Genomic DNA, 2,507 nt, shown 5'->3' with positions numbered 1-2,507 from the left:
GCTTCGGTGATAGGAGAGGGCGGAATTTCCGTTAAGGGAGATAAATTGGCCGGGGGAGCCACCACGCGATCGAGTTTTAGGGTTAAATAACGAATAACCTCATCACTTAAACCCATGGCCCGTTCCATGGGGCGACTTGTTTGCCGCTGGCCTGATAATTCATCTGCACATAGACACCTATCAAAAATTTGTTGAAAGAAATCCCAAATTTCTCAACTCAATTGTCCTGTTTTGACTTCTTTTCTTGAGATAGTTTGCGCTGGCAGAAAGCGCCAAATCCCAATAAACCTAAGCCTAAAATTGTGCTAGGTTCAGGAACAGTTTGTGTGGTTTTTGCTTCAACTGATACATTATCTAGCCCAAGGTAATATGTGTTTGCGGTTGAAATTCCAACAATAGAGATAGGAGTGGACGTACTCGTCGCAGTGAAATCCCAGCTGAAGCCACCCCACTGATTGCCAGAACTTGATGGATTGAACGTGAATGTTTGGTTAGAGGAACCGGCGGTCGCGGTGACTGAGATAGGACCTGGATAAGTGGGGTTTAAAATTCCCAAAGAGAGGGATAGGGTATATTTCTGATTCACTGTAGTGTTAATAGTTTGAGTCACGCCTCCATAGGGAAAGAAATTATGGAAGCCAGCGAGATCGAAAAAGAAGTCTCCAAAAGGAGTAGTACCGCCATCGGAATTACCATTTTGACCCCATGCCAACTCGGCAGTAGTGGTTGTCCACCCTGGAATCACAGTAGAGCCTGGGTTCAAAGACATCCATCCAAATCCATTATTGACGAAAGTCCCGGCAGTATTTTCAAAGCTGCCATTTTGGAGTAGATTAAATGCTTGTGCCGTACCTGCTGCCAGACTGATAAGTATTACCCCCCCCCGATGGAGTATTTCATAAGTTTTGCTAATACCATAACTAAATGCCTCTTAAAAAATGTAGTTCTGCCTGATTTATAATGTTTAATTCTGTAGATTTGAAAGTCTTGCCGTTAAATTTATCAAATCTTAACAATACTCTAAGTTACTTATAAAAATAAAGGTATGTTAGCGACAGCTTAACACGCCCTACTTATCGCTCTCTTACTCAAAGGCAGAAGCACTAAGCTGTTCAGCATCTAAATAGCGTATAATAGAAACAGTAACCTATTCAAATATCAATAGCTATGCCAGCCCCTAATCACTTGAATTCCGAACAAAAAGAAAAGTTACAAAAAGCACTAAAAAAAGAAGAAAATCCTTACATTAGAGAAAGAGTTTTGATATTGTTGTTGTTAAATGATGGGAAAACTCAAGTCCAAATCTCCAAACTCATTGGGTGTTCACTGCGAACAGTCTCTTATTGGTGTATTCATGGAGATGCCAATAATTTAGATAGCTTGAAAGACAAGAGAATGGAGGGAAATTATCGAAAAGCGACGGATGAGTATATCAAAATATTGTTAGAGACAATTGACAAAGAGCCTCAAGAAATGGGGTATGAGTTTGGCCGTTGGACAGCCAAAAGATTAGCCACTTATCTGACAGAACAGACAGGTATAGAATTAAGTAGTTCTCAAGTCACGAACATTTTAAAAAAAAAGAAGTATGTTTATATTTGGGCTAAATATAGTTTAGAAGATCGACAAGATCCTGAAAAAAGAAAAGAATTTAAACAAAAATTAGCCGAATACTTAAAAATAGCAAAAGAAGAGCCAAATAAGCTACAGGTATGGTTTTGGGACGAAAGTGGATTCAGTTTAAGAGTCATTAGAAGAAAAACATGGGGGAAAAAAAGCCAAAGAAAAAAAGTTAGCGGACAAAGAAGAAGTGGTCGAGTAAATGCGATGGGAGGAGTGAGATATTCCGATAAAAAAAGATTCGTAGAATTCATAAAAAAAGGAAATTCAGAAACTTTTTATGAAGTGGTAAAAGTTTTTTATACAGAAATCATAAAAGAATGGGTGGAAGCGGGGAATAAAGAGGAGGATTTTCGAGAGAAGGGTCCAAAGATTGTCCTGATTCTCGATAATGCTAGTATTCACAAAAAAACAGATGTTGTTGGTAAAATTGCTGAAAATATGCCCAACTTAATTTTAGAGTATTTACCCGCCTATAGCCCAGATTTAAATATTATTGAATTGGTCTGGCACTCGGCAAAAGAATTTATCGCTCATCGACTTTTTAAATCAGTTGAAGAGTTAGAATCTCTTTTACATCAACTTTTAAATGAAGGAGGTTTAATTATTAAGTGGGATCGCAAGTTGAAAAACAAGGGTAATTCTGTTAACGCAATTTAAATTACGAACAGCTTATCTTCTTCATGAATCGGCAAAATTCAGTAAAATAGCAATAGACTAAATCAGAGAGAAAAAATTAGCTATGGCAACTACATCCGAAGACGTATGGCGACTCTTAGCCGAATTAGCGACTGCTCAAGCTGAATTAACTGCCGCTCAAAAAGAAACTGACAAACAACTGAAGGAAGTTAGTCAGCAACAGAAGAAAACTGACAAACAACTCAAAG

At 38.1% G+C, this 2,507-nt stretch carries 2 protein-coding genes and 2 pseudogenes; 2 read left to right on the top strand and 2 right to left on the bottom strand.

Annotated elements, in window-relative coordinates; translation table 11 throughout:
- Positions 1–178: pseudogene (locus IM515_RS15845) on the bottom strand (30S ribosomal protein S6); the annotation flags it as partial.
- Positions 179–217: 39 nt separating this feature from the next.
- Positions 218–862 carry a PEP-CTERM sorting domain-containing protein gene (locus IM515_RS15840; RefSeq protein ID WP_287630002.1) on the bottom strand — a complete coding sequence of 215 codons (645 nt, stop codon included), beginning with the start codon at positions 860–862 and terminating at the stop codon, positions 218–220.
- A 305-nt stretch (positions 863–1,167) separates the two neighbouring features.
- Here IM515_RS15840 and IM515_RS15835 point away from each other — a divergent pair, with 305 nt between their 5' ends.
- A complete protein-coding gene (locus IM515_RS15835; protein WP_287630001.1) occupies positions 1,168–2,280 on the top strand; it encodes an IS630 family transposase in 1,113 nt (370 codons plus the stop codon).
- 82 nt (positions 2,281–2,362) lie between these two features.
- Positions 2,363–2,507, top strand: a pseudogene (locus IM515_RS15830) (DUF3782 domain-containing protein); the annotation flags it as partial.

Source organism: Microcystis sp. M44BS1 (assembly GCF_020244875.1).
In the GTDB taxonomy this organism is placed as follows: Bacteria; Cyanobacteriota; Cyanobacteriia; order Cyanobacteriales; family Microcystaceae; genus Microcystis; species Microcystis panniformis.
Note: the sequence above shows the minus strand (reverse complement) of the source record. Positions and strands in the feature narration are given on the sequence as shown.